The organism is Ancylobacter sp. GW821-FHT10E12 (genome assembly GCF_058809335.1).
The window spans coordinates 46,306-73,190 of record NZ_JBXASN010000013.1; the positions used below are offsets into that span (position 1 = coordinate 46,306).

The window sequence follows — 26,885 nt, forward strand, 5'->3', positions numbered from 1 at the left end:
ATGTTCGATCAGCGATACACACCTGGAATCGTCAGATCCGGCGCCTCGCCGAGGCCGATCCACTTGTCGTAGAGCGCCTTGTAGCGGCCGGTGCGGACCTGCTGGTTGATGAACAGGTTCAGGTAGTTGAGCAGCCCCTGCTCCTGGCGCAGCGCGATCAGCGCCACGTAGTCGATGTCGTAGGGGGCGTCGCCGGTCATGGCGAAGCCCTTGAACTTGCCTTCCTTCACGGTCGCGGCCGCAACGGTGGAGGTGACGACAGTAGCGTCGATCTGGCCCTGACTCAGCGCCAGGAACACGTCGGCCTGGGTCTGATAGGCACGGAAGGAGCCCTTCGGATCGTTCCACTTGTTGACGTCGGCTTCCAGCGCCAGCGCCTCGTAGCCGCCCGCGGTCGAGCCGACCTTGCGGCCCTTCAGCTTGTCATAGGTATCGAGACCGAGGCCTTCCTTGGTGAGGATGACATCCTTGAAGGCGAAATAGGGAATGCTGAAACCGGCGGTCTTGGCGCGCTCCAGCGTGTCGGAGGTCGAGGCGACGCCGATATCGACGCGGCCGGAGACCAGCGCCGGAATGCGGTCCGGGAACGGGGTCTCGACGATCTCGGCCTTCACGCCCAGCGCTTTAGCCAGGTCGTTGCAGTAGTCGACGTCGAAGCCGATCGGGTTGTTGCTGGCATCGCGCGAGCCCATGGGCGGGAAATCGAGCACGACGGCGCAGCGCAGCGTGCCGGAAGCGATGATGTCGTCGAGCTTGTCGGCATGGGCGGTCGCGGCTGCCGATACTACCAAGGCCGCAGCGAAGGCAAATGAGGTGATGCGCATTTCTGTTCCCCTTCTCGTTGATTGAAATCATGCTCGATTGAAGACAAACGTATCTTAGATATCGTATACGATTAATGAGGCAAACAAACCCTTCACCTGGATCAATGTAATTCCGTCAAATGATCAGTTTCCATTACTGAACAAGGAACCCATAGGTGAGAGGATCCTCTTCATCTATGATCCAATTTGCGAACCCGCAAATATAGGCATTCCCGCTGATTTCAGGAATCACCGCATCGAACGGACCGACCTTTGTCTCGCTGAGAACATGCCCCTTGAACACTGTCCCAATAATGGACTCGTTTACCAGCGTATCTGAGGCGGAGAGTTCTCCACGAAGATACAATTGGGCAACGCGTCCCGCGGTACCCGACCCGGTTGGCGATCGGTCGATCGCCCGATCCGCATAGACGCAACAATTTGCCTGGGTTGACCCTTCATGACGCGGGGCGCCATAGACCATGACGCCGTAAACATCATTGAATTCAGGAATTTCCGGGTGAATGACCGACATTTCCGCATTCACCGCAGTTTTGATTTCGTATCCAAACTGCATGATCTTTTGAACATCCTTCTCACGAATGGAAATGTCGTAAGGGCGCCCATCGGCATAGAAATACGTTGCGCCTCCATAGGCAATGTCACCCGTTACCTTGCCAAATGTCGGCGTAAGGACAGTCACATCCCGCTTGAAGATGAATGAGGGAACATTCACGAAACGTACGGTTCCGGCTCTATTCCCGTCCCACTCAACGAAGGCTTCAATGAAGCCGCAAGGGGCATCAATGCCGACGCGCGTCTCGGGCGAGTGCCGATCGACCCAGCCCAATTCCACAGCCGCCGTCGCAAGGGCGATAACGCCGTGCCCGCAATGAGGGCTGTAGCCCATATTGTTCAGGAAAATCACGCCAAAATCGGCATTGGCGCTGACGGGTTCGGTGAGGTATCCGCCATACAGATCCTTGTGGCCACGCGGCTCCAGCATGACAGCGCGACGATATTGATCCGCGTTCTGTTCCAGCCAGGTACGGCGCTCGACAATGGTATTTCCTGGAATCTTCGGAAGACCCTGCGTCACAAGTCGAAATGTTTCACCGCACGTATGCAATTCAACGGTACTTAACGATCTCTGGTACTGCATACGCCATCTCCACAATTCAACATCAGGCCACGCTTTGCTGCAAACTAGCTGCAGTATTTGTTTGACCGGCTTCGGCGCAGTCCTTCGCGCTCTCGGATCGCCGGGAGGTGGTTAGCGCCGTTCGACAGTTTATGATTTTCAGATATCGTATACGATCATGGATGCGAGTCAACCGCAGAAATGACCATGCCGCGCGAGATTCCTGACTGCCCCGATCCGAAACGGATTGCCCTGGAACTATCTGCCGGAAACCGCGCCCAGAGCACGATTTCGTTCGCGAGATTATCCCTCTCGCCTCGCCCGCTCATCCATTGTCAGATGACGAGCGCCGACCTATGGCCGCGACGCCGACTTCGGATCAATAGCAATGCCCGATACAGGTCTCATTTTTTTGAGATGGCTCAAAAGAGAGTCGCAGGCGCTTGATATGTGATGGTGCAGCAGCGCGGCCGCCTTGTCGGCATTCTTTTCCCGGCACGCGGCGAGTATCTGGCGATGTTCTTTATCGTCAACGCCGGTTCCGCCAGAAAGAGTGAGCTGTATTCGCAGATAGCGCTCAATCCGATCATTGACGGATCGAATGAGATTCATGAGAAACGATCGATCCGCGTCCTCGTAGAGACATGAATGAAATTGCCAGTTGAGCTCAGCCCATCGCGCGACATTCGTCTCCTGCGCAAAAGCGTCGCAATATTCCTCGGCTCGCTGGAACGTCTTTTCAGTCATTCGCGGCACGGATAATTTGAGTGCGCTTGCTTCCAGCATAGCCCGCACTTCGAAGATCTGCGCGATTTCCGGCTCTGAAACGCTTGCGACGACGGCTCCACGGTTGCGGTGAAACTCGACAAGGCCTTCCGCCTCCAGCCGCTTCAGCGCCTCGCGCACCGGGATCTTGCTGACATCGAAGAGCTTCGCGACGTCGTCCTGCCGAATCGGCTCCCCCTCGTCGAATGCTCCACTCACGATCGCTTCGCGAATGTGCTTGGCGATGATGTCGGAAGCCGTCGGCGCCGAACCGAGAGATGGCAAATCTATCGCGGTAAGTGGCACTTCCATCTCCAAGCCTGCCATCGAAGGGCTGCGATCGAATACCGTATTCGATATGAGGTCGCAAGTTGGCACCATCACAACATCCTCGTGCAGGCGCCTTCTCTCGGTGCTGAAGATGAGGTCGAGGCTGCAAGATCGCAACTTGACAGACACTTAAAACGTATACGATATTCTATTTCATTCAATGTTCGGCGAACGTCCACCGGCCGCGCCGAGGTTCGGCGCGCAGCCGGTGACGTCCGCGCCGCTGCCCTCCCCCGCTGAACTCTCGCCTCAACGTCCGACTGTGGTGGAAAATGCCTGCTCCGGAACCCATTCAGCCTGCTGTCATAGGCTACGTGACCCCGCTCAGCGCGAGAGCGGGAGAACGGCTTGAGTTCAAGATTTCATCGATCGGCAACCGCGACATTGCGGTGAAAGTCGTGAGGCTGGATTGCTGCGATCCCAATCCGCTCGGCCCCGGCCCGAAGAGCGAAGACGTGGAATTCGGCCTGAAACCGCACTATGCGGCCACGGAGCAGAAGACCTATTTGGGGTCCTGTGCGATTGGGCCTATCCCGCCGGTCCCTGAAGCGCGGGATCTGACGGTGGAACTTATCGTCAGGCCGACCTTTTTCAGCTCTGCCGACCAGACCATTTTCTCGCTGCAGAATTCCGATGGTTCGAAGGGCCTTGCCCTGGTCCTCAACAACGGAGTTCTTTTCCTCAAAACCCGGCGATCGCGCCCCACCCGCGACACGTTGAACCTCGCTCTCGGCCTCAATGAATGGACCAGGCTGGAGGTCACTTTCAGCGACGAGCGCGTCTGCGCCCGTGCCTCCGTCCTGGAAGCTCAAAAAGACTCGAAAGGGTTCGTGGCGCCGGGTGATCTTCGGAATATCCTCGGCGAGGTCGATCATGTCTGTTTCGCAGCGGTCTGGAATGGCCATCCGGACGAGTGTTTCAACGGTACGATCGAGGCGCCGCGTCTGATCAGCCGTTCGCGGACAGGCGCGGCCTCCGACACTCACGAGCTCGCACGTTGGCGCTTTGGCGATTCAGGTAATAGCGAATGGGTGGAGGACGATATCGACCCCTCCCGCCGCCTCGCCTTGATCAATATGCCGATGCGCGCGGTTCGATCGTCCGCCTGGACCGGCCGCAACATGGACTGGAAAACCGCCCCGGACGAGTATGCCGCCATCGCGTTTCATTCGGATGATCTGAGCGACTGCAAGTGGGAAACGACGATTGCCATCGACGTGCCCACGGGAGTGCCGTCGGGCGTCTACGGTCTCGCGATCGATAATCGGATCGGCACGGACACGATCCCGTTCTACGTTCGTCCCGACCCTGCCTTGCCCCGGCAGAGGATCGTGTTTCTGGCGCCTACCTTCACTTACATGGCCTATGCCAACCATGCGCGCGGCAATTTTTCCGGTGCGCTGGAAGCGCGCGTGAAAGAGTGGGGAGCCTATCCCCATAACCCGGATGTCGTCGGCGCCTACGGCTACTCCACCTATAATCGCCATCCGGACGGATCCGGCGTGACCCTTTCGTCCCGGTTGCGCCCGATCATGACGATGCGCCCCGGCTATCTGGTCTATTACGACGAGAAGGGCTCGGGGATGCGAGGCTTCCCTGCGGATTCTCATCTGACAGGCTGGCTGAGAGCCAAAGGCTTCGGGTTCGATGTCCTGACCGACGAAGATCTGGACCGCGAGGGCGTGAGTGCGCTTTCACCCTATGACGTCGTCCTGACGGGCACGCACCCTGAATATCATACGCGCCGGACGATCGAGGCTCTCATCTCCTACAGGGAGGGAGGCGGCAAGCTGATGTACCTTGGCGGCAACGGCTTCTACTGGAAGATCGGCCGCGATCCGCGTCAGCCCCACCTCATCGAGATACGTCGAGCGGAGGGAGGCGGCAGGACCTGGGCAAGCCTGCCCGGCGAATATTACAATCAGCTCGATGGCGAATATGGCGGGTTGTGGCGTCGAAACGGCATTGCCCCACAAAAGGTGGCCGGCGTTGGCTTTACAGCCGAAGGCGCATTCGAGGGGACCTATTACGTCCGCACCAAAGAATCGTTTCAGGCCGAGCTGGCGTTCCTGTTCGAGGGCATCCCGCCCGATCAGAGAATAGGCGATTTCGGCCTTTCAGGCGGCGGCGCTGCCGGCTTCGAGATCGACCAGGCCTCCCCGGATCTTGGGACGCCGGATTTCGTGACTGTGGTTGCCGCGTCTGAAGGACACGGGCCAACCTTCGAAACGAGTTTTGAAGAATTGCTTCTTCCCGGCGTCTTCGACGGAGGTCCGCGACCTTACGGTGGCATCCGATCAAATATTGTCTACGGCCTCGCCGAGAATGGCGGAGGCCTGTTCTCGGTCGGCTCCATTACGTTTTGCGGCAGCCTGCCGCATGACGACTACGAGAACAACGTTTCCCGTCTTCTGGAAAACTGCCTCCGCAAATTTCTCGAAACATCACGCAACGCCGACACTGATCCCGCCGTGCTGCGGTGATCCACACCAGATCTAATTGGCAACGAGAACAATGACCGCCGAGCACGCTGAAATCCGCGTCGATTTCGACACACTGAAGTCGCTGCTGGGGAATATTTTCGTCGGCAGTGGAACATCGCCTGCAACCGCAGACATTCTCGCCGCGAACTGCGCCGGCTGCGAGCGCGACGGCGCCATAAGCCACGGCATATTTCGTATTCCCGGCTATGTGGCGTCTCTGAGAACGGGGTGGGTCGACGGCAAGGCGATCCCGGACGTCGTCGTCGTCAGCCCCTCCTTCATCCGCGTCGACGCCCGCAACGGATTTGCCCAGCCGGCCATGGCCGCTGCCGCAGGGGCGATCGACGAGGCCGTGGAAAGCACTGGCATCGCCATCGTCGCCACGCGCAACTCCCATCATTTCAGCGCGCTGTGGCCTGACGTCGAACCGTTTGCGCGCAGGGGCCTTGTGGCGATCAGCTTCGTGAACGGCCTGGCAAACGTGGTGCCCCATGGCGGTCGATCGCCCGTCTATGGCACAAACCCGATAGCCTTTGCGACGCCGGTCGCCGACGCCGAACCGCTCGTGGTGGATCAGGCGACGAGCGTGATGGCCAATGGCGAGGTCAGGCTCCATGCCCTGGCGAATACTCCCCTTCCTCCCGGCACTGGAGTGGACAGCGCCGGCACCCCTTCCACGGATCCCCACGCGGTCCTGGCTGGTGGGGCGCTGAACACCTTCGGCGGCTACAAGGGATCCTCCATCGCGCTCATGGTCGAGCTGATGGCGGGCGCCCTGACCGGCGGACAGCTCTCGTTCGAGAACGATTTTGGCGATTGCGTCGGTGCCCAGACGCCAAAGGCCGGGCAATTGCTGATCGTCATCGATCCCCGGCGCGGAGGAAACTCGGAGTTCGCTCGGCGTGTCGCACTGTTATGCGATCGGCTTCTCGACGCGGGACAGGAGCGCCTGCCAGGCGAACGCCGGTACAGGAACCGAGCCAATGCCGAGCGCCTTGGCATTCCGATTTCGCGAGAGAAGCTTCTCCAGCTGAAAGCCTTGGCGGCAAGCGGTACGTAGCCGCGCCGGGGGCTTCGCGATCAGTTTCAGACAGCCCGTTTCGGGAGAGCACAGTGAACACCGTTTCGCATGACAAGGATCGGCTGACTCTTCATCGGTCCCTGACCTCTTCGCAGATCGATCAGTTGGTGGACCTCTTTCAAGCCGAGTGGTGGACGAAGGGGCGCACCAAAACGGAGGTCGAGAAAATCCTGCAATCCGGCGGGCCCATATTCGCGTTCATAGATCCGCATAGCGACGATCTGGTCGCGTTCGCCCGCGTGCTGACGGATGGCGTGTACAAGGCGATGATCTTCGACATCATCGTCAAAAGCACGTGGCGCAATACGGGGCTGGGCGGTCTGCTGATGGAAACCGTGATGAACGATGCCGCCATCGTCCACATCAAGCACCGCGAGCTGTACTGCCTGGAGGAAATGGTCCCCTTCTATGAAAAATGGGGCTTCACGGCAGCGTTGACCGGCCTTCATTTCATGCGGAAGTCGGCTTGACTGGCGGCGCGCCCGAAGGGCTTGCGCAGGCGGCATCGGCGACCATTGCCGGGCAATCGCCGATGCCTTCGGCGTAGCTTCGAGCGGTCCATTCCCTTGCCTTCCCCCAGTTGTGGATGGAACTCCCCTGAACGCTGTTGCACGAATGCCGCGCATGCGGGTGGCATCACGAGGGCTCCACCCGGCAATATGCCTCCGCCTATAACCATCTGAGATATATATTAAATTTACAGAGCATCGGCGGACTGAGGACGATGAGGGTATGCACCTGCTCGCGTTCACACGTCTGCTGGACGGCCAAGGCGGCGGATACTAGCTTGTCTCCATGCAGCCTGCGCTCATCATATTCGACTGCGACGGCGTTCTGATCGACAGCGAAGTCATCAGCGCGCGCACGCTCATCGTCGAACTCGCGCACCATGGCATCGTCGTAGACCGCCACTTTGTCGCCCAGCATTTTCTCGGACGCTCCTTCCCGACGGTGCGGGCGGAGATACGCGACCGCCTCGGACGACAATTGCCTGATCGATTCGAGGAAGAATACCGGTCCCGCCTCTTTGCTGCCTTCGAGACGGAACTGGAGGCGATGGCAGGTGCGGCGGACATGCTGGCGTCGCTGAAGGTGCCGTTCTGCGTGGCGACATCCTCCAGCCCGACGAGGCTGGCGCGTTCACTGGAGATCGTCGGTCTCGACCGGATGTTCGCCGGCCGCAGCTTTACCGCGAGCGAGGTGGCGCTCGGCAAGCCGGCGCCGGACCTTTTCTTGCATGCCGCCGAGCGAATGGATGTCGACCCGTCGAATTGCGTGGTGGTGGAGGATAGCCCGACGGGCATTGCCGCGGGTCTGGCGGCTGGGATGCAGGTCTGGCGCTTTGTCGGCGGCAGCCATATCGCCGGCCTCGACCTGGCTTTGTCGAGCGAGTTGCAGCCGCACCGGAGCTTTGCCAGCTTCACTCAGCTGCGGACAGAATTCCCTAATCTCTTTCAAGCGCCCATGTGCGCAACGGTTCCGGTATGAGTTTGCCTATCGACGCCGATCCCAGCACCGATGATCAAGCAGCGCGTGCCGCCTGGCTCTATTATGTCGGGGGCCTGACGCAGGACCAGATCGCCGTTGAGATGGGCGTTTCTCGCCAGAGGGCGCAGCGGCTGGTCAGCCGAGCCATCGCGGCCGGGCTCATTCATGTTCGGCTCAATCACCGTCTGGGCAGTTGTTTCGCACTCGAATCCGCGTTGTGCGAGCGTTTTGGGCTGGTGCGCTGCCGCGTGATGCCCTGGCTGGGTGCCGAGCGCGAGCCGGTATTGACCATCGCCGCCGCGGCAGCGGCAGAGATGGAGCGCGTCCTGCGCGAGCGCAGCCCCCTTATCGTCGCAGTGGGCACGGGCCGGGCCATGCGTGGTCTCGTCGAGGCGCTGGGTGTGATTGAGGCACCGCAGCATCGCCTGGTATCGCTGATCGGCAATATCGCCCCGGATGGATCGGCCTCTTATTTCGACGTCATCATGCGGCTGGGCGAAAAGGTGCGGGCGCCGCATTATCCGATGCCGGTCCCGGTCGTCTCCGCCACCGCGCAGGAAAATGCAGCCTTCCAGTCACTCGGTCCCGTGCGCAAGGTGCGCGAACTGGCACAGGCCGCCGATGTGATTTTTGTCGGCGTCGGCCAGATGACCGATGACGCCCCGCTTTTTGCCGATGGCTTTCTCAGCGCGGAGGAATTGCACGAGGTGCAAAGGGAGGGGGCGGTCGGGGAAGTGGCAGGCTGGATCTTCAATTCGGAAGGCCGCTATCTCGATCTGGCGCTCAACAAGCGCCTCGGGGGCGTGCGCGTCGATACGACGAGCCCGGAACGACCGGTCATCGGCGTCGCGGCCGGCCCTTCCAAAGTCATGGCGATCGCGGCGGCATTGACGTCAGGCATCCTCAACGGGCTGGTCACCGACGAACCCACGGCCCGCGGCATCCTCGCGCACTAGGCCGTCTCCAATATTGGTTGAACTTCGGGCGCCCAGGGTTCCGGGCGGGCGGGATATCCATGCCGGCTGCAAGCCGTCGCGGCACCCTCCAGCCGGATTGGTGCTCGTGCCATGAGTCCCGATTTCCATTGCCGGCCGCACGAGAGACTTGACGATGGAGGAGCGCGGGTGAATATTTGCCCATAAGGCGACAAATTGCTCAAAAATCGCCATGTAGGAGGAAACGATGACGTTCACCACGCGTGCCCTTTTGGGCGCGTCCTTAGCGCTTGCCCTCACGGGCTCGGCCTGGGCGGAGACGACGATCACTGTGGCGACCGTGAACAACGGCGACATGATCCGCATGCAGGGCCTTACTTCGGACTTCACCGCCAAGCACCCCGATATCAAGATCAACTGGGTGACGCTGGAAGAGAACGTGCTTCGCCAGCGCGTGACCACCGACATCGCCACCAAGGGCGGCCAATACGATGTGCTGACCATCGGCAACTATGAGGTGCCGATCTGGGCCAAGCAGGGCTGGCTGCTGGCACTTGAGGGGCTCGGGGCCGATTATCATCCTGAAGACATCCTGCCTCCGGTGGCCGCGAGCCTTACGCAGAACGGCAAGCTCTATGCGGCGCCGTTCTACGCCGAAAGCTCGATGCTGATGTACCGCACCGACCTTCTTCAGAAGGCGGGCCTCACCATGCCGGAGAACCCGGACTGGAACTTCATCAAGCAGGCCGCGGAGAAGATGACCGACAAGGGCGCCGGCATTTATGGCATCTGCCTGCGTGGGAAAGCCGGTTGGGGCGAGAACATGGCCTTCCTGACATCCATGGCCAATTCCATGGGTGCGAGCTGGTTCGACATGCAGTGGAAGCCGCAATTCGACAGCCCCGAATGGAAGACGACGCTCACCACCTATCTCGACCTGATGAAGAATTACGGCCCGCCCGGTGCCTCGTCCAACGGCTTCAACGAGAACCTCGCTTTGTTCCAGAGCGGCAAATGCGGGATGTGGATCGACGCAACCGTCGCCTCTTCCTTCATCTCCAACCCCAAGGACTCGCAGGTGGCCGACAAGGTCGGCTTCGCTCCCTCGCCAACGCGGCAGGGCGGCTCGAACCATGGCAACTGGCTGTGGTCATGGAACCTCGCCATCCCCGCCTCGACCTCCAAGGCGGAGGCGGCGAAGACCTTCGTCGCCTGGGCAACCTCGCAGGACTACACCAAGCTCGTCGCCCAGCATGACGGCATCGCCAACGTGCCCCCGGGGACGCGGACCTCGCTCTACCAGAACTCGGAATACCTCAAGGCCGCGCCCTTCGCCGCCATGACGCTGAAGGCGATCGACGCCGCCAACACCACCCATCCTTCCGACAAGGAGGTGCCCTATACGGGTGGGCAGTTCGTGGCGATCCCCGAGTTCCAGGCGATCGGTACGGCGGTGGGCCAGCAGTTCTCCGCGGCACTCGCCGGGCAGTCCAAGCCCGAGCAGGCGCTGGCGGCGGCGCAGGCCCTGACGCAGCGCGAGATGACGCGGGCCGGCTATCCGAAATAGCTCCGTCCAGGCAAGCACGCCAACCCTCGGAGTTTCCAGGGGTGGCGTGCTTGCAGACGCCTCCCGCGCAGCAGGCGTGCGCCCTGCTCTCCCGTTCCGTTTTACCTAGCCGCGGTCCTCGCCCGCGGTCTGCCCGGCAAAGGATTCGTCGATGGCGACGCAAGCCTCCCGTATTGCAGGCCGGTTGATGCTCTCGCCAGCAGTCGTCCTGCTCTTCCTGTGGATGATAGTCCCGCTGGCCATGACCCTCTATTTCTCGCTCCTGCGCTTCAACCTGTTGATGCCAGGAACGGAGAGCTTCGCTGGTTTGGAGAACTACACCTACTTCTTTACCGATCCGTCCTTCTGGCCGGCCCTGGCCAACACGCTGGCTTTGGTCCTCGGCGTGCTTCTGATTACCGTTCTGGGCGGGATAGGGCTGGCCTTGCTGCTTGATCAGCCGATGTGGGGCCAGGGGATCGTCCGCATTCTCGTCATCGCACCGTTCTTCGTCATGCCCACCGTTTCGGCGCTGGTCTGGAAGAACATGATGATGAACCCGGTGAACGGGCTTTTTGCTGCGGCCGCACGCGGGCTCGGCCTTCAGCCCTTCGACTTCTTCGCGCAGGCACCTCTGCCGTCCATCATCGTCATCGTTGCCTGGCAATGGCTGCCGTTCGCGACGCTGATCCTTCTCACCGCGCTCCAGAGCCTCGACAGCGAGCAGATGGAAGCGGCGGAGATGGATGGCGCGGGACCGCTCTGGCGCTTCGTCTACCTGACGGTGCCGCATCTGACGCGGGCCATCACCGTGGTGATCCTGATCCAGACCATCTTCCTGCTCTCCGTGTTCGCCGAAATCCTGGTGACCACGAATGGAGGCCCAGGCACCGCCTCCACCACGCTCACCTTCCTCGTCTACATGCAGTCGATGCTCCAGTTCGACGTCGGCCTCGGCTCCGCTGGCGGCATCGTTGCCGTCATCCTCGCCAACATCGTTGCGATCTTCCTGATGCGGATGATCGGCAAGAACCTGGAGAGTTGAGATGGCGCGCAAAGCAACGACAGGCCGCAAGGCGGTCGTCACGGCGATCGCATGGGGGATCGGGCTTCTCATCTTCTTCCCGATCCTCTGGACGGTGCTCACCTCCTTCAAGTCGGAAGGAGAGGCGATCGCCGCCCCGCCCTCTTTCGTCATGTTCGATTGGACGCTGGAGAATTACCGGACCGTGAATGCGCGTTCCGACTATCTCGCGCATTTCTGGAACTCCGTGGTGATCGCGCTCGGCTCGACGCTGGTCGGGCTCGCCATCGCGGTTCCCGCCGCCTGGTCGATGGCCTTCGTGCCCGGCAAGCGGACCAAGGACCTGCTGATGTGGATGCTCTCCACCAAGATGATGCCGGCGGTCGGCGTCCTGGTGCCGATCTATCTGATCTTCCGTGACACCGGGCTTCTCGACAGCCGGCTCGGCCTCGTCGCGGTGCTGACGCTGATCAACCTGCCGATCATCGTCTGGATGCTCTACACCTACTTCAAGGAAATACCCGTTGAGATCCTCGAGGCCGCACGCATGGACGGCGCGACGCTCGCGTCCGAGATCATCCATGTACTGACGCCCATGGCGGTGCCCGGGATCGCCTCCACCCTCCTGCTCAACGTCATCCTGGCTTGGAACGAGAGCTTCTGGACGCTGAACCTCAGCGCCTCGCAGGCGGCGCCGCTCACCGCCTTCATCGCCAGCTATTCGAGCCCCGAAGGACTGTTCTACGCCAAGCTTTCGGCGGCCAGCACGATGGCCATCGCGCCGATCCTGATCCTTGGCTGGTTCAGCCAGAAGCAACTTGTCCGCGGCCTGACGTTCGGCGCTGTGAAGTAGGAGAGACCCATGGGCGAGATCATCCTATCTCAGGTGACGAAATCCTTCGGGAGTGCCTCGATCATCCGGGGCATCGACCTTCGGGTCGAGAACGGCGAGTTTGTCGTCTTTGTCGGTCCTTCCGGCTGTGGAAAGTCGACTCTGCTGCGCCTGATCGCCGGCTTGGAAGATACGACCTCCGGCACCATCGCCATTGACGGGCGCGAAGCCACCCACCTGGCTCCCGCGCAGCGCGGCCTTGCCATGGTGTTCCAGAGCTACGCGCTCTACCCGCATATGTCGGTGCGCAAGAACATCGCCTTTCCGCTGCGGATGGCCGGCATGCCGGCGGCCGAGCGCGAGCGCAAGGTCGAGGCGGCGGCGCAGGTGCTTAATCTTTCTTCGTATCTCGACCGCCGTCCGGGCCAATTGTCGGGCGGGCAACGCCAGCGTGTGGCCATCGGCCGGGCCATCGTGCGTGAGCCATCGGCCTTCCTGTTCGACGAGCCGCTGTCCAATCTCGATGCCGCGTTGCGCGTCTCCATGCGGCAGGAGATCTCGGAACTGCATCAGACGCTGAAGACCACGATGATCTACGTGACCCACGATCAGGTGGAAGCCATGACCATGGCCGACAAGATCGTGGTGCTGAATGCCGGGCGCATCGAGCAGGTCGGCAGTCCGATCGAGCTCTATCGCAGCCCGGCGAATCTCTTCGTCGCCGGTTTCATCGGCAGCCCGAAGATGAACTTCATTACCGGTGCTGAAGCGGCCCGCCACGGTGCGCATACGATCGGGGTACGGCCCGAACATCTCGTCATCGCCGATGACGGCCCTTGGCGGGGAATCGTCGGGCTGTCCGAGCATCTTGGGTCGGACACCTTCCTGCGGGTCGACGCGGAAGGTATCGGCCCGCTCAACGTTCGCGTCGGCGGCGAGGTCGAACTGCATTACCGCGACCAAGTCAGGCTCGCGCCCCGGCCGGACAGAATTTATCGCTTCGACGAAGCTGGAAGGGCCCTGGCATGAGACTGAGTGGAAAATGCGCTTTTATCACCGGCGCCGCGCGAGGCATCGGGTTTGAGTTCGCGCGCGCTTATCTTGCCGAGGGGGCCCAGGTCGCGCTTGCCGATGTCAACGCCGCCGCGCTGGAACGCGCCGTGGCCGAGCTCGGTGCGGGTGCCCATGCCGTGCAGATGGACGTGACGCTGCAGGACAGCATCGAGGCCGGCATCGCCACCGCCGTCGCCGCCATGGGTCGGATCGACATCCTCGTCAACAACGCCGCGCTGTTCGATGCCGCTCCGATCGTCGAGATCACGCGCGAAAGCTTCGACCGGCTGTTCGCGGTGAACGTGGCGGGCGTGCTGTTCACCATGCAGGCGGTCGCGCGCCACATGATCGACCGCGGCGCGGGCGGCAAGATCATCAATATCGCGAGCCAGGCCGGACGGCGCGGCGAAAGCCTGGTGGCGGTCTATTGCGCGAGCAAGGCTGCGGTCATCTCGCTGACCCAGTCGGCGGGGCTGAATCTCATCGCGCATGGGATCAACGTGAACGCCATAGCTCCCGGCGTCGTCGATGGCGAGCACTGGGACGGGGTGGATGCACTGTTCGCCAAGTATGAGAACCGCCAGAAGGGTGAGAAGAAGCGCCTTGTCGGCGAGGCCGTACCCTTCGGTCGCATGGGCACCGCGCAGGACCTGATAGGCATGGCGGTTTTCCTCGCCACGCCGGAAGCCGATTACATCGTCGCCCAATGCTTCGGCGTGGACGGCGGCAACTGGATGGCTTGAGATGACTTTGCCTGCCGTATCCCTTCCCGCCTATGACCGCTCCCGTCTCACCCCGGGCATCGTCCATATCGGCCTCGGCAACTTCCACCGCGCGCATCAGGCGGTCTATCTCGACGACCTCTTCGCGCTCGGCGAAGGGCACGACTGGGCTATTGTCGGCGCGGGTGTGCGGCCACACGATGCCGTGATGCGCGAAGCGCTGCTGGCGCAGGACTGCCTGTCTACGGTCATCGAGCTCGATCCTGCGGGTCGGCGTGCGCGCCGCGTCGGTGCCATGGTGGATTTCCTGCCGGTGGAGCCCGGCAATGCCGCGCTGATCGCCACCATGTCCGCGCCGGCCATCCGCATCGTCAGCCTGACGGTTACCGAAGGCGGCTACTTCATGGATTCCAAGGGTCGGCTGGACACCGCCGCGCCGGAGATCGTCGCCGACGCCGCCCGGCCGCAGGCGCCTTCCACCGCCTTCGGTGCCATCCTCGCCGCGCTGAAGGCCCGCCGCGCAGCCGGCGTGCCGCCCTTTACCGTGATGTCCTGCGACAACCTTCCGGGCAACGGCCAGGTCACCCGTGACGTGGTTGTTGGCCTTGCTCGGCTGTTCGACGTGGAATTCGCCGACTGGGTAAACGCGCATGTGTTTTTCCCGAATGGCATGGTGGACCGCATCACGCCGGCCACTGGCGAGCGCGAACGCGCTATGGCGGCGGCCTTCGGGCTCGACGATCCCGTACCCGTCACGTGCGAGCCGTTCCGGCAGTGGGTTCTGGAGGACGATTTTTCAGCCGGCCGGCCGGCGTTGGAGAAGGTGGGCGTGACCTTCACGCGCCACGTCCACGCCTATGAGACGATGAAAATCCGCATCCTGAACGGTGGCCATGCCATCATCGCCTATCCCGCCGGGTTGATGGATATCGAGTTCGCGCACGAGGCCATGGCCGAGCCGCTCGTCGTCGGGTTCCTCGACCGGCTGGAGGCGGAAGAGATCCTGCCGATCGTGCCACCGGTGCCAGATACCGACCTCGGTGCCTATTACCGAGTCATTCGAGAGCGGTTCGCGAACCCGGAGGTGGCGGATACGATCCGTCGGCTCTGTCTTGACGGCTCCAATCGGCAGCCGAAGTTCATCGTGCCCTCCATCCGAGACAACCGCATGGCGGGGCGGCTGCCGAAAGGCTTGATCCTCGCCTCGGCGCTCTGGTGCCGCTATTGCGCGGGAGTGACGGATTCCGGTGCGGTGATCGCACCCAATGATCCGAACTGGGACATGCTGACGGCGAGAGCGCGCGCAGCAAGGGCCAACCCGGCCGCATGGCTCGGCATGACCGAGGTCTATGGCGATCTCGGGCAGGACGCCGAGGTGGCGTCCGCCTTTGCCGCAGCGCTCGGAGCCCTCTGGGACAACGGCGCCCGTGCCGTGCTTGCCGATTATCTGGTGGGCTGATGTCCGGCGCCGGACAGGGTGCCGCTTACAGGGACGACGACATATGCCTGCTCGCATTCCAGCTTCCACACCCGCCATTCTCTGCGCCGGCGAGGCACTCATCGACATGGTGCCGCGCGACACGCCGGAAGGTCTGGCCTTTCTGCCGTTGCCGGGCGGCTCTGTATTCAACACCGCCATCGCCGCCGCACGGCTGGGAGCGCGGACGCTGTTCTGGTACGGGCTGTCCACCGATCTCTTCGGCGATCAGCTTCGCGCGGCGCTGGTGTCGGCGGGTGTGGATGGGCGGCTCTGCCGTCCGGCGGACCGGCCGACAACGCTCGCCTTCGTGACGCTGCTCGAGGGGCAGGCGCGCTATTTGTTCCTCGACGAGAACACTGCCGGCCGGATGCTAACGGCGGACGATCTGCCGGAGGTGCCGGCGGAGGTCGGCGCGTTGTTCATCGGCGGCATAAGCCTTGTTGGAGAGCCGGTCGGTTCGGCTATGGAGGCTTTGGCCCTTCACGTGGCGGGAGATGGACGCGGGCGGTTGATCATGCTCGATCCGAATGTCCGGCCTGGATTCATTCGCGATGAGGCGGCGTATCGCGCCCGGATCGGACGGCTCCTCGCGCTCAGCCACGTGGTGAAGCTGTCGGACGAGGATCTGTTCTGGCTGACCGGCCCTGGAGACCTGGAGGACCAGGCGCGCAAGGTGCAAGCGCTGGGGCCGCATCTGGTGCTGGTTACGCAAGGCGCGAACGGCGTGCATGCCTTCGCGCGAGACTGGGACGTACACGCCGCCGCCGCGGTGGTCTCCGTTGTAGATACGGTGGGCGCAGGTGACACATTCAATGCAGGCTTCCTCACCGCGCTCGCCGAGGGAGGAACGCTAAGCCGCGACAGCTTGGCGAGGATTGCCCGCGAGGACGTCTCCGCAGCCTTGGCCTTCGCGACGCGCGCGGCGGGCATCTCCGTGACCCGCGCCGGTGCGAACCCGCCCTGGCGCCATGAGATGGAGTTCCAGGGCACGCCCGCCTGATCGCTTGGCGCCCGCGATCTCTATGGTCCTTCAGCTGTCTGAGGTCCGGCCCACTGAGTAGGTAACGCTCCGGCTGCACTGGACGGCCGTCCATGCGTTTCGCCCCCGCCGGCGGAGGATGGCCTGCAGGCAGCATCGAACGCAAAGGTCCGCCAGATCCATTCTCGAGCGCAATTGGTGCATGGGTCTTTGCGCTCCCTCATGGATTTGGGCTATGCGCTGCCTGCAGCGGTGCCATCAATCGACTGTCGGCTCCGTCGCTGGCGCTTCCGTGTTAGCGTTCCTGAGGCGAGGCGCAACACGGTCAGCAGGTCTTCGGCTTGCACATCGACCCGATTCCGCCGGCCGCAGTGAGGAGCCGATGACGACATCCGCCACCCCTTTGAATGAACGTCATCATGTCGTCGTTGTCGGCGCGGGCTTCGGCGGCCTCGAAACGGTTCATCGCCTTGCCGGCGCACCCGTGCGCATTACCGTCGTCGACCGTCGCAATCATCACCTCTTCCAGCCCTTGCTTTACCAGGTCGCGACAGCCTCGCTGGCGACATCGGAGATCGCCTGGCCCATCCGCCAGCTGCTGCGCAACCAGCCCGAGACCACGACCTTGCTGGCCGCGGTGACCGGCATCGACAAGGAGATGAGGCGGATCCGGCTGGATAACGGCACGACGCTCGCCTACGACACGCTGGTGATCGCCTCAGGCGCGCGCCATGCCTATTTCGGGCATGACGATTGGGAGCCCTACGCACCGGGTCTGAAGACGCTGGAAGATGCGACCACGATCCGTCGGCGCATTCTCATGGCCTTCGAGCGTGCCGAGCTGGAGGAAGACGAAGAACGGCGCGCGGGGCTGCTCACATTCGTCATCATCGGCGCCGGGCCGACCGGTGTGGAACTCGCCGGCACGATTGCCGAACTTGCACGGGTCACTCTTCCGAAGGACTTCCGTAACATCGACACGAGGAAAACCCGTGTTGTTCTGGTCGAGGGCGGTCCCCGCGTGCTGCCCAGCTTCAAAGTCGACCTGTCCGATTACGCCAAAGCGTCGCTGGAAAAGCTCGGCGTCGAGGTCGAACTTGGGCATCCCGTATCCGAGTGCTCAGCGGAGGGGGTGGTGTTCGGCGACAAGCGTCTTGCCGCCTCGACCATCATCTGGGCCGCCGGGGTGCAAGCCTCGCCGGCTGCCGTCTGGCTGGATGCGCCGGCCGATCGCGCCGGCCGGGTCAAGGTGGAGCCCGACCTGACCGTTCCCGGCCAAAGCGAGATATTCGTGATCGGCGACACCGCCGCCGTCTCCGATACCGAGGGAAATCCGGTGCCCGGCATCGCCCCGGCCGCGAAGCAGCAGGGCAAGTACGTCGCCTCCGTCATCCGCGCCCGCCTGAACGGCGACCTGTCGTCTCCGCCGTTCCGCTACAAGCATGATGGAAGCCTCGCCACGATCGGCAAACGGCTGGCAGTTGTCGATTTTGGCTGGATCAAACTGCGCGGCGCGCTCGCCTGGTGGATCTGGGGACTTGCTCACATCTACTTCCTGATCGGCCTTCGCAATCGCCTGAGCGTCGCCATAACCTGGCTCTGGATCCACACAAGGGATCAACGCGGCTCCCGCCTGATCACACAGGGCACCGCAAGGTCCAAGGACGAGTAAGGAGCCGATGGCGTCACGCATCACGCCGCGGAGGCAGGTAAGCCGTCACACGCGCCCTTTTCGCGGAGACGGCGGGCTTGCTTATGACACCGCCTCCTGCGCCATGAAGCGCGCTGCGGTGAGCACGATGGTGTGGATATCGGACAGGTCCGTCGAGAAACCCAGCCGTTCATAGGCCAAGGTCGGATCGGCATAGAGGATGGGCGGGTCGCCGGGCCGCCGCCGGCACACGCGGAACGGCACCGATCGCCCGGTGACGCGCCGGATCGCGGTCAGCACCTCGCTGACCGAGCGTCCTTCGCCGGTCCCGAGATTGATCGCGAGGTTCTCCCCGCCGTCGAGCAGGTGGCGCAGCGCGTAGACATGCGCGCGCGCCAGGTCGCTCACATGGATGAAATCGCGCAGGCAGGTGCCATCCGGGGTCGAGTAGTCGTCGCCGTAAATGTCGAACGGGGCGCCTCTTCCAGTCGCGGCGGCGAGCGCCAGCGGGATAAGGCGGGTCTGCGGACAATGCCGCTCGCCGATCTCGCCGGCCGGGTCGGCACCAGCCGCATTGAAATAGCGCAGCGCCACATAGTGCAGGCCATAGGCGGCCGCCTCGTCCGCCAGCATCTGTTCGGCGAAGAGCTTGGAACGGCCGTAAGGACTGATCGGCCGTTGCGGCGCGCTTTCGCGGATCGGCAACCGGTCGGGCAAGCCGTAGGTGGCGCAGGAGCTCGAGAACACCATCCGGTCGACCCCGGCCTCGCGACAGGCATCGAGCAGCGCCAGCGTGCCGGCGAGGTTGTTTCGGTAGTATTTCGCCGGATCCGCCATCGACTCGCCGACATAGGCGAAGCCGGCAAGATGCAGCACCGCGACAATGTTGTGGAATCGCAGGGTCTCGGCGATGGCGCCGGCATCACGGATGTCGCCGAGGACGAACGGCCCCCAACGCACCGCGTCGCGATAGCCGCCGACGAGGCTGTCGAACGTCACCGGCTCGAAGCCGTTGGCCTTGAGCGCCTTGCAGGTGTGGCTGCCGATATAGCCGGCCCCACCCGTCACCAAAACGTGGGGGACCGTCATGCTGGCAACTCCGCAACCGCGACCGAACCGGCAGCTGGTTCGCCGGCCAGTTCCTGCCGGAAATAGTCGATGGTCCGCACGAGCCCCTCGACCAGCGACACGGTCGGCGCCCAGCCCAGCAGCCGCAGTGTCTCGTCGATGGACCGACAGCGACGGCGCGGATCGTCCGGCGGCAGGGCGAGAGGTGCGATCTTCGAATCCGGGCGGGCAAGCTCGAGCAGCAGATCGGCATAGACACCAATGCCGCGCTCATCCGGATTGCCGATATTGACCGGCCCCAACACGTCGTCGGGCGTCGCCATCAGCTGAATGAGGCCATCGACGGTATCGTCGACATAGCAGAACGACCGGGTCTCGGTGCCGTCGCCATCGACGGCAACATCGCGCCCCTGCAGGGCCGCAACGATGAGAGCCGACACCACTCGCCCATCGTCGGGACGCATGCGCGGCCCATAGGTGTCGAAGATGTGGGCGACCTTGATCCGGGTACCAAAGCACCGGGCATAGTCGAAGAACAGGCTCTCGGCACAGCGCTTGCTCTCGTCATAGCAGGCGCCCGGACCGACCGGATCGACATTGCCCCCGCTGGTGTCGAGCTGCGGGCTAACCGGCGGATCGCCATGGACCTCCGATGTCGAGGCCTGGAGGATCTTGATCCGTCTCTCCGTCGCCAGTTGCAGCAGGTTCAGCGCCCCGAACACGCTGGTCTTCGTCGCCTGGACCGGATCGATCGCATAGATCGTCGGCGAGGCGGGACAGGCGAGGTTGTATATTTCATCGACTGCGCAATCGATGTGATCGACGACGTCGCCGTTCACGAATGTGAAGTTCAGCCGATAAAAAAGACTCTGAATATTCCTGAGGCGGCCGGTCGAAAGATTGTCCAGGCATATGACCGCATGTCCCTCCGAGACGAGCCGTTCGCACAGATGCGAGCCCAGGAATCCCGCTCCTCCCGTGACGAGGATGCGTCGTGGATGAAACGATCTGGCGTCCGCGAAACGTGCAAAATGGTGCCTCGATGCCCATTGCATGATGCAAACCCTTCTGACTAAAGGTTTTCGGGTAGGATGCGCTTCGGTGCGAGGGGATAGCGCGCAGCGAGGGACTGCGACGTCGACCGACTCGAAAGGGCCTGGAAGCATCCGACCCCGGCTACATATGGGCGCCCGTTGATGCTTCGCCTGACGAGCGAGCTGTACCCCTCAGCCGAGGAGACGCTTACAGATCAACCACGATAAGACACTCCGATTCAGCCCCCCAAGGCCACCGGACTGGCGTCAATATAATTTGAATTTCGATGCTATTCAACGATATATTTGCCAAAATCAGTAAGTAAACAATATTTACTTATTTCAAGGTAAGAACATATGTATTTATGGAAAATTATATCTCAGTATTTCATGCAATTAAATTTATAATACATAATTTCAACAAGTGTATGATCCTGAAAAAATCGCATATATCAATAATTTTCCTATTACACATCAATATATGCAGATGCTACATCGCATTCATTGCAGAAATCGGCCGCGCGGCACTGCATAAGACGTGCACGCCGGCATGGAATCGACGACAAAATAGAAAAGCGGGAGCGGGAGAGATGCGCGCCGGCACTCGCCATACGGCATCGCCAGCCAAACCGCACGGCAGGTTTCCATTCTGCCGTGCGGATGACCGTAGGCGTCAGATATCGACCTTGGTCTGGTCGACGACCGTGGCGCCCGGCGCGTTCTTGCGGATCGATTCGATGGCGCTCAGCGCTGATGCCTTGGCCTTATAACCCTCCGACGAAAACATGCTCTCGCCGTTGGAAGCCTTGAATCGGAAGCGAAACTCGCCGGACTTATCCTTGTAGACCTCGAACTTGTACATTTCCCCGCCTCGTCTTTTTTGACGTTAGACGGTCATGTCAGCACGAATTGCCGCCTTTTGGTAGTCGGGGCGTTCAGTCATCCACCTTGAGCGCGGCGATGAAGGCTTCCTGCGGAATTTCGACACGCCCAAACTGGCGCATCTTCTTTTTGCCTTCCTTCTGCTTCTCCAGAAGTTTGCGCTTGCGGGTGATGTCGCCGCCGTAGCATTTGGCGGTAACATCCTTGCGCAAGGCACGAATGGTCTCGCGTGCGATGATCTTGGCGCCGATCGCCGCCTGGATCGGAATCTGGAACAGATGCTGCGGGATCAGGTCCTTCAGCTTCTCGCACATGGCGCGGCCGCGATATTCGGCGCGCGAACGATGTACCAGCATGGACAGCGCATCGACCGGCTCGGCATTCACCAGGATCGACATCTTCACCAGATCGCCCGGCCGATATTCGGTAATCTGGTAGTCGAACGAGGCATAGCCCTTGGAGATCGACTTCAGCCGGTCATAAAAATCGAACACCACCTCGTTGAGCGGCAGGTCATAGGTGACCATGGCGCGCGAGCCGACATAGGTGAGCTCGATCTGGTTGCCGCGCCGATCCTGGCAAAGCTTGAGCACGGCGCCGAGATAGTCGTCCGGCGTGAGAATCGTCGCGCGGATCCACGGCTCGCGGATTTCCTTGATCTTCACCACGTCCGGCATGTCGGCCGGGTTGTGCATGTCGATCATGGTGCCGTCATTCATCTCGATCTCGTAGATGACCGACGGAGCCGTGGCGATGAGGTCGAGATTGAACTCCCGCTCCAGCCGCTCCTGGATGATCTCAAGGTGCAGCAGTCCGAGGAAGCCGCAGCGGAAGCCAAAGCCGAGCGCAGCGGAGGTCTCCATCTCGAAGGAGAAGCTGGCATCGTTGAGGCGCAGCTTGCCCATCGCGGCGCGCAGGTCCTCGAAATCGGCGGCGTCCACCGGAAACAGGCCGCAGAACACCACCGGCTGTGCCGGCTTGAAGCCCGGCAGCGCCTCGGCGGTCGGGCGCTTCTCGTCGGTGATGGTGTCGCCGACGCGGGTATCGGCGACTTCCTTGATCGAGCCGGTGAGAAAGCCGATTTCGCCCGGCCCGAGTTCGTTCAGCACCGTCAGCTTGGGCGTGAAAACACCGACGCGATCGACCTCATAGGCCGCATCGGTCCGCATCATCTTGATGCGCATGCCCTTCTTCATCACGCCGTCGACGATGCGCACCAGCACCACGACGCCGAGATAGACATCGTACCAGCTGTCGACCAGCAGCGCCTTGAGCGGAGCCTCGCGGTCGCCGCTCGGCGGCGGCAGCCGGGTGACGATGGCTTCCAGGACATCCTCGATGCCGAGCCCGGTCTTGGCGGAGATAAGCACCGCGTTGGAGGCGTCGAGCCCGATCACGTCCTCGATCTGCGCCTTCACCTTGTCCGGCTCGGCGGCCGGCAGGTCGACCTTGTTGAGGACCGGCACGATCTCGTGATTATTGTCGATGGCCTGGTAGACATTGGCCAGCGTCTGCGCCTCGACGCCCTGCGAGGCGTCGACCACCAGCAGCGAGCCCTCGACCGCGGCGAGCGAGCGGTTCACCTCATAGGCGAAATCGACATGGCCGGGCGTGTCGATGAGGTTCAGCACATAGGTCTTGCCGTCATGCGCCTTGTAGGCGAGGCGAACGGTCTGCGCCTTGATGGTGATGCCGCGCTCGCGCTCGATATCCATGCTGTCGAGCACCTGCTCCGACATCTCGCGCGCAGACAGCCCTCCCGTGATCTGGATGAGGCGGTCGGCGAGCGTCGACTTCCCGTGGTCGATATGGGCGACGATGGAGAAGTTGCGGATATTGTCGATGGGCTTGGTGCTCATGCCGCGCGGGATAGCACTGGCGCGAAGCGCTCACAAGCGCGGCAACGCCTTGCGGCCTGGCATATGATCCACCAAATTCGCCGCACCCACGCCAAGGAGCGGATATGCCCGAGCTTAAAATCGCGATCGTCCCCGTCACGCCCTTCCAGCAGAACTGCTCCATCGTCTGGGACGAGAAGACCAAGCGCGGCGCCGTGGTCGATCCGGGCGGCGACCTGCCGCGCATCCTGGCCGCTCTCGAAGAGCTTGAGGTGACGCCCGAGAAGATCGTGCTCACCCACGGCCATGTCGATCACGCCGCTGGCGCCGCCGATCTCGCGGCCGAGCTCAAGATCCCGGTCGAGGGGCCGCATATCGCCGACAAGTTCCTGCTCGATGACCTACCGGCCGCCGGTTTGCGCACCGGCATCCCCGGCAAGCCGGTGACGCCAGACCGCTGGCTGAGCGAGGGCGACAGCGTCGATATCGGCGGCATTGCCTTCGAGGTGTTGCATGTGCCGGGCCATACGCCCGGCCATGTCGTGCTGGTCAGCCGGGACAATGCCTTTGCGCTGGTCGGCGACACGCTGTTCCAGCGCTCGGTCGGGCGGACCGACTTTCCCTATGGCAGCCACGACCAACTCATCGAAGGCATCAGGACCAAGCTGCTGCCGCTTGGCGATGCCGTCACCATCCTGCCCGGCCACGGCAGCGCATCGACCATCGGCACCGAAAAGCGCACCAACCCATATATCCGCTGAGGTCGGACGCAGCGTTAACCCGAACGTTACTCGCGCCGGAGCGCGGTGCCGCCGATCATGCTCCCGAGCCTCATGCCCGGGAGCCTTGCCGATGCCGCCTCAGCCACGCCTGCGCCTTGCATGGTCCGTCCTCCTCGCGCTGGCATCGACGCCTGCGCTGGCGCAGGCCGAGCGGTGTCCGAAACTGGTCGCCGAGGCGCCGGCACGCATCATCCCGGCGGCGTTCCGGCTGGCCGCGGTGCAGCAGCGCGAGGTCGCGCTGCACTATATCGGCCATTCGACCTTTCTCATCGAGACCGCCGGCGGCGTCACCGTGGCGACCGACTACAATGACTATGTCCGGGCGGACGTCGTCCCGCGCGTCGCCACGATGAACCGGGCGCACAGCACCCATTATTCGCTCAACCCCGATCCCGGCATCGAATATGTGCTGAAGGGATGGAGCGAGGTGCCGGGGCAACCGGCCCGCTACAATCTCGATGTCGACGACCTGTGGGTCGGCAACCTGCCGACCAACACCCGCGACTGGGAGGGCGGCACGACGCGCAACGGCAATTCCATTTTCGTCTTTCGCACCGCCGATTTGTGCATCGCCCATCTCGGACACCTGCATCACACGCTCACCGATGACGACATTGCCGCACTCGGCCGCATCGATATCGTGCTCGCCCCGGTCGACGGCAGCTATACGCTGGATGTCGACGGCATGGTCGAGGTGCTGAAGGCGCTGGAATCGCCGCTGATCATCCCGATGCACTATTTCAACGAATCGACGCTGAACAACTTCCTCAGCCGCCTCGGCGAGAAACAGTTCGTCGTCGAACGGAATGTCGGCTCGACCCTGGTGGTCTCGCGCGAGAGCCTGCCCAGGAAACCGACGGTCATCGTCTTGCCGGGGCGCTGACGGCCATGTGCCTGTCCGGTTCGCGCCGCAGCAGCCAGGCCGTGGCCTCCGCCGCCGGCATGGGATACCCGAAGAGATAGCCCTGCCCGCATTCGCAGCCGAGTTCCCGCACGGCCGACGCCTGCTCGTCGGTCTCGATCCCCTCGGCGAGAACCCGCATGCACAAGTCGCGCCCCAGCAGGGCGATGGCTCGCACCAGCGCGCGGTCGGCCACCGAGTTCACCATCTCGGCGATGAAGCTGCGGTCGAGCTTGATCGTGTCAACCGGCAGCCGACGCAGGTGCATGAGCGAAGCGTGGCCGGTGCCGAAATCGTCGAGGGCGATGGAGAAGCCCTGGCGACGAAGCTGCATCAGCGCATCGACCGCCACCTCGCCGCGCGCGCCGAAGGTGACGGTTTCCGACACCTCGAATTCAATCTGCTCGGGATCGATGCCCTCGGCAAGGATAATGTCGGTCAGTTCGGCGACACTGCCCTCGACCCGGAAATTATTGCGCGAGAGATTGACGGCGACCCGTCCGGGATCGATGCCGGCGTCCAGCCAGGACCGGATCTGCCGGCAGACCTGCCGAACCACGAACGCGCCGATCGGCACCATGAGACCCATGCTCTCGGCCTCATGGAGGAAATCGCCCGGCATGAGCAGCCCGCGCCTGGGATGATGCCAGCGCAGCAGAGCTTCGAAGCCGAAGGGCCGCCGATCCGCCATGAACACCAATGGCTGGTAGAAAACCTCGAACTCGCCGGCCACCAGCGCGGCCTTCAGGTCCTCGATGCATTTGTAGCGCTCGTCGGCCGCATGGCGCATGGCGAGGTCGAAATGCTGGATATGCCGCTCGCCCTCCGTCTTGGCGGCGTAGAGGGCCAGGTCGGCATTGCGCTGCAGGACGTCCGGGCTGGCGCCGTCCTGCGGCCAGAGCGCGGCACCGAAACTCGCGCTCACGGCCAGCCGGCTCGAGGTGAAGCGCTCCTCGATGGTTGCGGAAATCCGCCGGCTGATCTCGTCGGCCCTCGCAGCCAGCAGGTCCGGATGCGAAACGCCCGGCAGGATCACGGCGAACTCGTCGCCGCCCAGTCGTGCGCAGATGTCCTGGGCCTCGGTGCAATCGCGCAGTCGCTCGCCGATCTCCTGCAGCACGGCATCGCCGACGGCATGGCCATAGCTGTCATTGATGTCCTTGAAGCCGTTCAGGTCGATCGTCAGAAGTCCGCCCACCGAGTCCGGGACCGCCATCGCCCGATCGAGCTGATCGGCGAAGCGGCGCCGGTTGGCGAGATTGGTGACGACGTCATAGCCGGCATAGAACTCGGCACGGCTCGTCGCCTCTACCCGGTCGGTGACGTCGCGCTGATTGACCAGCACGGATAGGCGGCCGGTCACCGGATCGGTGGTGGTTCGCGCATCGATGCTGTACCAGCGCTCGCCCTCCGCAGTCTCGACGAGAAAATCGCCCGAAACCGTGCGGCCCATGAAGGCATCCGGCCGAGCAGCATCTTCGTCAACGACGGCGCGCCACATTCGCTCGCCTTCGAGTCCGTTGACGAACATCGAGGTGAAACGGCGCCGCGCGCCGGGAAAGCTGAGCTCCGCGGACGGATTGCGATAGGTGACCCAGCCTTCCTCGTCGAACAGCAGGACGTTCACCAGCGTATGGCGCAGCGCCTCCCCTGCCCGCAATTCGTCGGTCGAACGCTCGAAATGCTCGACCTCCATCAACAGGCCGACATTGCCGTTTTCCAGCCTTACGCCGCTCATCAAGGCGTCGACGGTGAAGGGCTTGTGCCTGGGATAGAAGGTCCAGCGCTCCGCCAGGATCTCGCCGGTGGAGATTCGCTCGATCACCCGGCCGAGCCGCTGGCGAATCGCATCCGAATGCGGCGTGAAATCACGCGCAAAGAACTCGTCTTCGTCTCCCGGCGCGACGCCCCACAACCACAGCGCCGCCTCGTTGGCAAAATGTTTGCGCATGCGGCCGGTGTCGAGAATCCACACGGGCCGCCTGAGCATCGCGAGCCCTTCCGTCCGGCAAGTCGGCAGGGGCCGAAAAAACTGATTGTCGTTACTCGTCATCCACGCCGCCGCCG

Annotated in this window: 23 protein-coding genes; 15 read left to right on the top strand and 8 right to left on the bottom strand. The window is 62.6% G+C overall.

Annotated elements, in window-relative coordinates; translation table 11 throughout:
* Positions 1-8: 8 nt before the first annotated feature.
* The 3 genes from AC1RU4_RS17825 to AC1RU4_RS17835 all read right to left on the bottom strand — a co-directional run bounded on the left by AC1RU4_RS17825 (position 9) and on the right by AC1RU4_RS17835 (position 3,021).
* A complete protein-coding gene (locus AC1RU4_RS17825) occupies positions 9-824 on the bottom strand; it encodes an ABC transporter substrate-binding protein (RefSeq protein WP_492892454.1) in 816 nt (271 codons plus the stop codon).
* A gap of 133 nt (positions 825-957) precedes the next feature.
* Positions 958-1,965 carry a trans-3-hydroxy-L-proline dehydratase gene (gene lhpH / locus AC1RU4_RS17830; RefSeq protein ID WP_492892455.1) on the bottom strand — a complete coding sequence of 336 codons (1,008 nt, stop codon included), beginning with the start codon at positions 1,963-1,965 and terminating at the stop codon, positions 958-960.
* Positions 1,966-2,298: 333 nt separating this feature from the next.
* Entirely contained in the window at positions 2,299-3,021 is a 723-nt protein-coding gene (locus tag AC1RU4_RS17835) for a GntR family transcriptional regulator (protein ID WP_492892562.1), read from the bottom strand.
* A 332-nt stretch (positions 3,022-3,353) separates the two neighbouring features.
* On the opposite strand from AC1RU4_RS17835, the gene AC1RU4_RS17840 reads away from it, so the two are divergent.
* The 13 genes from AC1RU4_RS17840 (at position 3,354) to AC1RU4_RS17900 (ending at position 18,334) form a co-directional block, all read left to right on the top strand.
* Positions 3,354-5,522 (top strand): N,N-dimethylformamidase beta subunit family domain-containing protein, encoded by a 2,169-nt coding sequence (locus AC1RU4_RS17840; protein WP_492892456.1) that lies wholly within the window; start codon positions 3,354-3,356, stop codon positions 5,520-5,522.
* Positions 5,523-5,553: 31 nt separating this feature from the next.
* Entirely contained in the window at positions 5,554-6,582 is a 1,029-nt protein-coding gene (locus tag AC1RU4_RS17845) for an Ldh family oxidoreductase (RefSeq protein ID WP_492892457.1), read from the top strand.
* Positions 6,583-6,635: 53 nt separating this feature from the next.
* Positions 6,636-7,073 carry a GNAT family N-acetyltransferase gene (locus AC1RU4_RS17850; protein ID WP_492892458.1) on the top strand — a complete coding sequence of 146 codons (438 nt, stop codon included), beginning with the start codon at positions 6,636-6,638 and terminating at the stop codon, positions 7,071-7,073.
* Between the two features lie 325 nt (positions 7,074-7,398).
* Positions 7,399-8,091 carry an HAD family hydrolase gene (locus AC1RU4_RS17855; protein ID WP_492892459.1) on the top strand — a complete coding sequence of 231 codons (693 nt, stop codon included), beginning with the start codon at positions 7,399-7,401 and terminating at the stop codon, positions 8,089-8,091.
* Complete coding sequence (locus AC1RU4_RS17860) at positions 8,088-9,047, top strand: sugar-binding transcriptional regulator (protein WP_492892460.1); 960 nt, start codon at positions 8,088-8,090, stop codon at positions 9,045-9,047. Before AC1RU4_RS17855 ends, AC1RU4_RS17860 begins: the two co-directional genes overlap by 4 nt.
* A gap of 226 nt (positions 9,048-9,273) precedes the next feature.
* Positions 9,274-10,593, top strand: a complete 1,320-nt coding sequence (locus AC1RU4_RS17865) for an ABC transporter substrate-binding protein (RefSeq protein WP_492892461.1) — start codon at positions 9,274-9,276, stop codon at positions 10,591-10,593.
* 151 nt (positions 10,594-10,744) lie between these two features.
* Positions 10,745-11,617: a carbohydrate ABC transporter permease gene (locus tag AC1RU4_RS17870; protein ID WP_492892462.1), complete on the top strand. Its 873-nt coding sequence runs from the start codon at positions 10,745-10,747 to the stop codon at positions 11,615-11,617.
* 1 nt (position 11,618) lies between these two features.
* On the top strand, positions 11,619-12,449 hold the full coding sequence (locus tag AC1RU4_RS17875) for a carbohydrate ABC transporter permease (RefSeq protein WP_492892463.1): 831 nt from the start codon (positions 11,619-11,621) through the stop codon (positions 12,447-12,449).
* A gap of 9 nt (positions 12,450-12,458) precedes the next feature.
* On the top strand, positions 12,459-13,457 hold the full coding sequence (locus AC1RU4_RS17880; protein WP_492892464.1) for an ABC transporter ATP-binding protein: 999 nt from the start codon (positions 12,459-12,461) through the stop codon (positions 13,455-13,457).
* The gene (locus tag AC1RU4_RS17885; RefSeq protein WP_492892465.1) at positions 13,454-14,224 is read left to right on the top strand and encodes an L-iditol 2-dehydrogenase; all 771 of its coding nucleotides are present in this window, start codon (positions 13,454-13,456) and stop codon (positions 14,222-14,224) included. The genes AC1RU4_RS17880 and AC1RU4_RS17885 overlap by 4 nt, the downstream gene beginning before the upstream one ends.
* Position 14,225: 1 nt before the next feature.
* A complete protein-coding gene (locus AC1RU4_RS17890; protein ID WP_492892466.1) occupies positions 14,226-15,662 on the top strand; it encodes a mannitol dehydrogenase family protein in 1,437 nt (478 codons plus the stop codon).
* A gap of 43 nt (positions 15,663-15,705) precedes the next feature.
* Positions 15,706-16,683 (top strand): carbohydrate kinase family protein, encoded by a 978-nt coding sequence (locus AC1RU4_RS17895; protein ID WP_492892467.1) that lies wholly within the window; start codon positions 15,706-15,708, stop codon positions 16,681-16,683.
* A gap of 361 nt (positions 16,684-17,044) precedes the next feature.
* On the top strand, positions 17,045-18,334 hold the full coding sequence (locus AC1RU4_RS17900) for an NAD(P)/FAD-dependent oxidoreductase (protein WP_492892468.1): 1,290 nt from the start codon (positions 17,045-17,047) through the stop codon (positions 18,332-18,334).
* A gap of 81 nt (positions 18,335-18,415) precedes the next feature.
* On the opposite strand, the gene galE is transcribed toward AC1RU4_RS17900, so the two are convergent.
* The 4 genes from galE to lepA form a co-directional block, all read right to left on the bottom strand.
* On the bottom strand, positions 18,416-19,402 hold the full coding sequence (gene galE / locus AC1RU4_RS17905; RefSeq protein WP_492892469.1) for a UDP-glucose 4-epimerase GalE: 987 nt from the start codon (positions 19,400-19,402) through the stop codon (positions 18,416-18,418).
* Positions 19,399-20,436 carry an NAD-dependent epimerase/dehydratase family protein gene (locus tag AC1RU4_RS17910; RefSeq protein WP_492892470.1) on the bottom strand — a complete coding sequence of 346 codons (1,038 nt, stop codon included), beginning with the start codon at positions 20,434-20,436 and terminating at the stop codon, positions 19,399-19,401. Before AC1RU4_RS17910 ends, galE begins: the two co-directional genes overlap by 4 nt.
* A 652-nt stretch (positions 20,437-21,088) precedes the next feature.
* Positions 21,089-21,277, bottom strand: coding sequence for a YegP family protein (locus tag AC1RU4_RS17915; protein WP_492892471.1), 189 nt, complete (start codon positions 21,275-21,277; stop codon positions 21,089-21,091).
* 73 nt (positions 21,278-21,350) lie between these two features.
* Entirely contained in the window at positions 21,351-23,156 is a 1,806-nt protein-coding gene (gene lepA / locus AC1RU4_RS17920) for a translation elongation factor 4 (RefSeq protein WP_492892472.1), read from the bottom strand.
* A gap of 104 nt (positions 23,157-23,260) precedes the next feature.
* Between lepA and AC1RU4_RS17925 the strand changes: the two genes are divergently transcribed.
* Entirely contained in the window at positions 23,261-23,896 is a 636-nt protein-coding gene (locus AC1RU4_RS17925; RefSeq protein WP_492892473.1) for an MBL fold metallo-hydrolase, read from the top strand.
* A 91-nt stretch (positions 23,897-23,987) separates the two neighbouring features.
* A complete protein-coding gene (locus AC1RU4_RS17930) occupies positions 23,988-24,800 on the top strand; it encodes an MBL fold metallo-hydrolase (RefSeq protein ID WP_492892474.1) in 813 nt (270 codons plus the stop codon).
* Here AC1RU4_RS17930 and AC1RU4_RS17935 read toward each other — a convergent pair.
* Entirely contained in the window at positions 24,778-26,808 is a 2,031-nt protein-coding gene (locus AC1RU4_RS17935) for a putative bifunctional diguanylate cyclase/phosphodiesterase (protein WP_492892475.1), read from the bottom strand. The two genes, AC1RU4_RS17930 and AC1RU4_RS17935, sit on opposite strands and share 23 nt — an antisense overlap.
* Positions 26,809-26,885: the final 77 nt, after the last annotated feature.

Excerpts from the sequence above, each read along its gene's own strand:
- AC1RU4_RS17855 (WP_492892459.1), top strand. The coding sequence starts at position 7,399 with ATGCAGCCTGCGCTCATCATATTCGACTGCGACGGCGTTCTGATCGAC.
- AC1RU4_RS17930 (WP_492892474.1), top strand. The coding sequence starts at position 23,988 with ATGCCGCCTCAGCCACGCCTGCGCCTTGCATGGTCCGTCCTCCTCGCG.
- AC1RU4_RS17825 (WP_492892454.1), bottom strand. The coding sequence starts at position 824 with ATGCGCATCACCTCATTTGCCTTCGCTGCGGCCTTGGTAGTATCGGCA.
- AC1RU4_RS17865 (WP_492892461.1), top strand. The coding sequence starts at position 9,274 with ATGACGTTCACCACGCGTGCCCTTTTGGGCGCGTCCTTAGCGCTTGCC.
- AC1RU4_RS17885 (WP_492892465.1), top strand. The coding sequence starts at position 13,454 with ATGAGACTGAGTGGAAAATGCGCTTTTATCACCGGCGCCGCGCGAGGC.
- lhpH (WP_492892455.1), bottom strand. The coding sequence starts at position 1,965 with ATGCAGTACCAGAGATCGTTAAGTACCGTTGAATTGCATACGTGCGGT.
- AC1RU4_RS17860 (WP_492892460.1), top strand. The coding sequence starts at position 8,088 with ATGAGTTTGCCTATCGACGCCGATCCCAGCACCGATGATCAAGCAGCG.
- AC1RU4_RS17875 (WP_492892463.1), top strand. The coding sequence starts at position 11,619 with ATGGCGCGCAAAGCAACGACAGGCCGCAAGGCGGTCGTCACGGCGATC.
- AC1RU4_RS17890 (WP_492892466.1), top strand. The coding sequence starts at position 14,226 with ATGACTTTGCCTGCCGTATCCCTTCCCGCCTATGACCGCTCCCGTCTC.
- AC1RU4_RS17900 (WP_492892468.1), top strand. The coding sequence starts at position 17,045 with ATGACGACATCCGCCACCCCTTTGAATGAACGTCATCATGTCGTCGTT.
- AC1RU4_RS17925 (WP_492892473.1), top strand. The coding sequence starts at position 23,261 with ATGCCCGAGCTTAAAATCGCGATCGTCCCCGTCACGCCCTTCCAGCAG.
- AC1RU4_RS17870 (WP_492892462.1), top strand. The coding sequence starts at position 10,745 with ATGGCGACGCAAGCCTCCCGTATTGCAGGCCGGTTGATGCTCTCGCCA.
- AC1RU4_RS17910 (WP_492892470.1), bottom strand. The coding sequence starts at position 20,436 with ATGCAATGGGCATCGAGGCACCATTTTGCACGTTTCGCGGACGCCAGA.
- AC1RU4_RS17935 (WP_492892475.1), bottom strand. The coding sequence starts at position 26,808 with ATGCTCAGGCGGCCCGTGTGGATTCTCGACACCGGCCGCATGCGCAAA.
- galE (WP_492892469.1), bottom strand. The coding sequence starts at position 19,402 with ATGACGGTCCCCCACGTTTTGGTGACGGGTGGGGCCGGCTATATCGGC.
- AC1RU4_RS17845 (WP_492892457.1), top strand. The coding sequence starts at position 5,554 with ATGACCGCCGAGCACGCTGAAATCCGCGTCGATTTCGACACACTGAAG.
- AC1RU4_RS17880 (WP_492892464.1), top strand. The coding sequence starts at position 12,459 with ATGGGCGAGATCATCCTATCTCAGGTGACGAAATCCTTCGGGAGTGCC.
- AC1RU4_RS17915 (WP_492892471.1), bottom strand. The coding sequence starts at position 21,277 with ATGTACAAGTTCGAGGTCTACAAGGATAAGTCCGGCGAGTTTCGCTTC.
- lepA (WP_492892472.1), bottom strand. The coding sequence starts at position 23,156 with ATGAGCACCAAGCCCATCGACAATATCCGCAACTTCTCCATCGTCGCC.
- AC1RU4_RS17835 (WP_492892562.1), bottom strand. The coding sequence starts at position 3,021 with ATGGAAGTGCCACTTACCGCGATAGATTTGCCATCTCTCGGTTCGGCG.
- AC1RU4_RS17895 (WP_492892467.1), top strand. The coding sequence starts at position 15,706 with ATGCCTGCTCGCATTCCAGCTTCCACACCCGCCATTCTCTGCGCCGGC.